The following is a 3,919-nucleotide window of genomic DNA, read 5'->3' on the forward strand; positions in this document are numbered from 1 at the left end:
GCAGCAGGTCGGCGAAGTGCTCCCCGATCTCGGCGCCGGACAGCGCCCCCTCCGGGCTGTACCAGGTGCCCAGGTGGTGGACCGAGCCGAAGAAGAAGTCGACGACCATCTCGGCCGGGGTGTCGCTCCTGAAGGTGCCCTCGCGCTGTCCCTCGGTCACCAGGTCGCGGAAGCGCTCGTGGTAGCGGCGGCGCTCGGCGCGGACGCTCTTGCGGGTGTCGGGGGCGAGCAGGTGCATGGAGCGGAAGAAGATCTTGGAGTCGTCCAGGTTCTCCACCGTGGTCCGCACGACGTCGGCGGCGGCGGCGTGCAGGCGCTCGGCCACCGGGCCCGGCCCGTCGGCGAAGCGGGTGAGCCGCTCCATCTGCATGCGCAGCACGCGCCCGTAGATCTCGTGGAGCAGGTCATCCTTCGAGTCGAAATAGTGATACATGGCGCCCTTGGTGACGCCGGCCGCTGTGACGATCTCCTGCACCGAGGTGCTCTCGAAGCCCCGTTCGGCGAACAGGCGGGTGGCCTCGCCGAGCAGGCGCTGCCGTACCGGCTCCTGGTCCTGGTCCTGACTCATCTGCCCCCCAATGTGTGGTGCGGTAAGCATACCGACTGGTCGGTTAAGGCATTGGCGGGTATCTGGGTTGTGTTATTTCCGTCACCTTCGGGTGCCTGGAGTCCCCACTTGGGTATTTCATTTACCCAAGGGATCTTCAGCGTCGCAGATCCGCTTCCGTCCCACCAACCGACCCTGGGGGTTCGCTGTGCCCGGCGGATCAATCTACGTGACGCCAGACGACCAGGTTCACGGCCTGTCACCCCAGGTCATGTACGAACAGTTCTGGCTCAAGGAAGCCGACCAGCGCCGGAAGATGCGCATGGTCAAGGCGGCGGCGGGCCTGGTCGTGGGCATCCTGCTCGCCTACCGCTTCGACCTGCCCGCGCCCCCGGCGGTCGGGCTCGCGGCCGCCCTGCTGGTCGCCGGGGCGGACATGTTCTGGGCGTGGTACTCCTACGAGGCCACCGCCGTCTGGCGGGGCCGGCGCCGGGGCGAGGTCATCACCGGCAAGCTGCTGCGCCGCAAGCTCCGCAGGCTCGGCTACCAGGTCCTCGACGGCCGCGCCGTGCCCGGACAGGCCTCGATCGACCATCTCGTCATCGGCCCCGGCGGCATCTGGGTGGTCGACAACGAGGCGTGGGACCCCGAGACCGAGATCGCCCGCTACGGCGACCGGCTCTTCCTCGGCGAGAAGTACGGCACGAAGGTGGCCAAGGCGCTCGTCGACGCCTCCGAGTCGCTGGCCCAGGTGCTCTCCCGGGAGTCGGGCATCCCCGTCACGATCGAGCCGCTGCTCGCGGTGCACGGCGGGCGGCTCCGGCGGACGGTCACCGCCGAGGGGCTCACCCTGCTCAAGCCACGCCTGGTGGCCCGGTGGATCGTGCGCGGGCCGCGCACGGAGTTCGACGAGAGTCAGGTGGAGCTGCTCGCCCGCACTGCCGCCCGGGTGCTGCGCCGGATGAGCTGAACCCGGGCCCGGACGGGTCAACCGGACCGTTCCGCCACCTCGAACCAGACCGACCTGCCCGCCTCGTCGTCGTGACGGGACGACCCCCAGACGGTTGCGACCAGGTCGACCAGCCACAGGCCCCGGCCGCCGTCGGCATCGGCGTCCGGCACGTGCACAGCCGGGGCGCTGGTGGCCGAGCCGTCGTCGGTCACCTCCACGTGGACCACTCCGGGGTCGCACGTCACGCGGACCGTCACCCGGCCGCCCGCCGTACGGCCGGAGTCGGAGTGGGTGACGGCGTTGGTGACCACCTCGCTGAGGAGCGGCAGGACGTCGTCGAGTGCTGGAGGGGCGAGCCGTACGGCCGGCAGTCCGTGTGCCCAGGCGCGGGCCGCCGGTACGGAGGACACCTCGCCGGGGAACTCCCTCCGCCACGCGCCGTGGCGCGTGCCCGCGCCCGGGGTCCCCGGGATCGCGTCGCCGCCGCCGTGGGGCCTGATCCGTCCCTCCGATCTCACGCGTTCACCTCCGCCATGACGATGTCAGCCGCGTTGTCGGCCTCAGCCGGCACTCATTCGCTCCGCCGCCACAGGCGGGCCCACCACGGCCGCCAGGTGAACACCCAGCCGCAGTAACGCCGGATGACCGTGATCAGGGCCAGTGTCCCGGTCGCCGAGTGGACCTCCAGGATCGGCCGCCCGGTCGCCGGCAGGACCAGCGAGGTGCGGACTCCGAGCGCGCGCAGGTCCCAGCCGAGCCGTACCAGGTGGGCGTCCTGCGCCGTCGGGTCAACGGCCCGGAGGTGATGTGTGAACAGCTCGGTTACTTACTGGAGGTCGTCCAGCGGCCCGCCGTCTCCATTCAGGTCGTCGATTCAGAGTGCATGTCTGGACTGGCCGGCCCTTTATGGAGGAAGTGAGGCGGGAACGGACCTGAGCGCCGCCGTGTGGCGGAAGTCATCGCGCTCTGGCGGCAACGGAGGTCAGTGCGTCGAGGTCGCCGACAACCTGCCGGGCGTGGTCGCGGTCCGTGACAGCAAGGACCCCGACGGGCCCAAGCTGCTCTTCACCCCCGCCGAGTGGCGGACCTTCGTCGATGGTGTCAAGACCGGAGACTTCGACCGTCTGGCCTGACCATCGCGGTCAGGGAATTTCCCTGATGGGGCGGACCGAGCAAGCCCGAAAGGGGGCGATGGGCCGGCGGGCGGAGCCGGTGCGGTCGCGCCCCGGGAATCCCGGCCACCGTGCCGACTTCCTGTCTGGACACCGTGTCGAAGGCGTCTCACACCAGCGTCCTGGTGTAGGAGATCAAGGCCGGTATCCGATATGGCGCAACAGGGTCCGCAACCGGCGTTCGATCTGTGCCGCGGTCACTTCCTCCCCTTGCTGGAGAAGAACGGATCCGATCGAGCTGGACAGGACGTCCTGGACGGCGCTCGGATCGGTGTCCGGTGGGAAGTGGCCGGCGTCGATGGCCTGCTGCGCGACATCCGCCAGGGCGTCCAACCGTGGCCGCAGGTACCGCTCGGTATAGGCGGTCACCAGTTTCGGGTAGTCCACCGAGGCGCCTATGACTCGCGCCATCAACGCGCGGAACCGGGGCCGGCTGAGGAGTTCGGCGATGAACTCGACCAGTTCGTCGATCGACCGCGCGACAGCGGGCACGTCCAGGTCGGGGTTGCGGGCGTGTTCCAGCGCGGCCATCAGGAGGTCCTCCTTGGATCGCCAGCGGCGGTAGACGGTCAGTTTCGCCACACCGGCACGCTGGGCGACCGCTTCGATGCTGGTGCCCCCGGCGCCGCGCTCGATCAGCAGGTCCAGCGCGGCGTTCAGGATGGAGGCGTCGTTGCCGGGGTCGCGTGGGCGGCCGCGCTCTACGCCGGCCACAGCACCTGATTCAGCCATGCCGTCAGTTTGTCCGGTGCCGGACGACCGCGCCAACCGATGTGCCCGTCGGGGCGGATCAGCACCACGTCGAGTGAATCCGTCTCTACCGGCGTGAGTGCGATGACCAGGTCGGCGCCCAATCGTGCCGCAGCGGCCTCGGTGTGCCGGGCGGCGTCACGCCGGTCGCCGGCGAGGACCACCCAGCGCCCTGATATCGCGGCGTGGAGCATGATCTCACCACCGTCGGGACGGCGGCACCTGACGTCCGGCATCCGGTCACCCGGATGCAGCCCCGGCATCCACCGGTGCGAGGTGGGGGCCAGCGGTCCGCCCCGGTAGCTGATACCCAACTGGGACGCGGCCAGCCACAGCCGGCGCTGTACGGCGGGCAGGCGGACGGCCGGCAGGACCACCTTGTCGCGGACCAGGCGTTTCCACCGGGTGTCGGGCAACATGATGTTCACCGCGGTGCTGGTGGCCCTCAGGACGTTGCGGGCCAGCGGGCGCCGCTCGCCCTCGTAGGTGTCCAGGAGT

General features: G+C 70.1%; 7 protein-coding genes. 3 read left to right on the forward strand and 4 right to left on the reverse strand.

Translation table 11 applies throughout. The annotated features are described in order from the left end of the window. Positions 1-568 (reverse strand): TetR/AcrR family transcriptional regulator (locus ACWDS7_RS47120; protein ID WP_451934618.1); only part of this gene is annotated, 568 nt, incomplete at its 3' end. Between the two features lie 208 nt (positions 569-776). Here ACWDS7_RS47120 and ACWDS7_RS47125 point away from each other — a divergent pair. Next, positions 777-1,517, forward strand: coding sequence for a nuclease-related domain-containing protein (locus ACWDS7_RS47125; RefSeq protein WP_451934619.1), 741 nt, complete (start codon positions 777-779; stop codon positions 1,515-1,517). A gap of 17 nt (positions 1,518-1,534) precedes the next feature. On the opposite strand, the gene ACWDS7_RS47130 is transcribed toward ACWDS7_RS47125, so the two are convergent. Then, complete coding sequence (locus ACWDS7_RS47130; protein WP_451934620.1) at positions 1,535-2,017, reverse strand: ATP-binding protein; 483 nt, start codon at positions 2,015-2,017, stop codon at positions 1,535-1,537. A 287-nt stretch (positions 2,018-2,304) separates the two neighbouring features. Here ACWDS7_RS47130 and ACWDS7_RS47135 point away from each other — a divergent pair, with 287 nt between their 5' ends. Then, positions 2,305-2,418 (forward strand): hypothetical protein, encoded by a 114-nt coding sequence (locus tag ACWDS7_RS47135; RefSeq protein ID WP_451934624.1) that lies wholly within the window; start codon positions 2,305-2,307, stop codon positions 2,416-2,418. Between the two features lie 25 nt (positions 2,419-2,443). Beyond that, entirely contained in the window at positions 2,444-2,632 is a 189-nt protein-coding gene (locus ACWDS7_RS47140) for a DUF397 domain-containing protein (RefSeq protein ID WP_451934621.1), read from the forward strand. Between the two features lie 174 nt (positions 2,633-2,806). On the opposite strand, the gene ACWDS7_RS47145 is transcribed toward ACWDS7_RS47140, so the two are convergent. Together ACWDS7_RS47145 and ACWDS7_RS47150 are read right to left on the reverse strand one after the other, a co-directional pair. Next, the gene (locus tag ACWDS7_RS47145) at positions 2,807-3,403 is read right to left on the reverse strand and encodes a TetR/AcrR family transcriptional regulator (RefSeq protein WP_451934622.1); all 597 of its coding nucleotides are present in this window, start codon (positions 3,401-3,403) and stop codon (positions 2,807-2,809) included. After that, on the reverse strand, positions 3,373-3,919 hold a 547-nt coding region (locus ACWDS7_RS47150), incomplete at its 5' end, for an aromatic-ring hydroxylase C-terminal domain-containing protein (protein WP_451934623.1). The genes ACWDS7_RS47150 and ACWDS7_RS47145, both read right to left, overlap by 31 nt.

The organism is Streptosporangium sp. NPDC003464 (genome assembly GCF_053588315.1).

Bases quoted from the DNA above. Each gene is read 5' to 3' on its own strand.
- ACWDS7_RS47145 (WP_451934622.1), bottom strand. From the start codon at position 3,403: ATGGCTGAATCAGGTGCTGTGGCCGGCGTAGAGCGCGGCCGCCCACGC.
- ACWDS7_RS47135 (WP_451934624.1), top strand. From the start codon at position 2,305: ATGTGTGAACAGCTCGGTTACTTACTGGAGGTCGTCCAGCGGCCCGCC.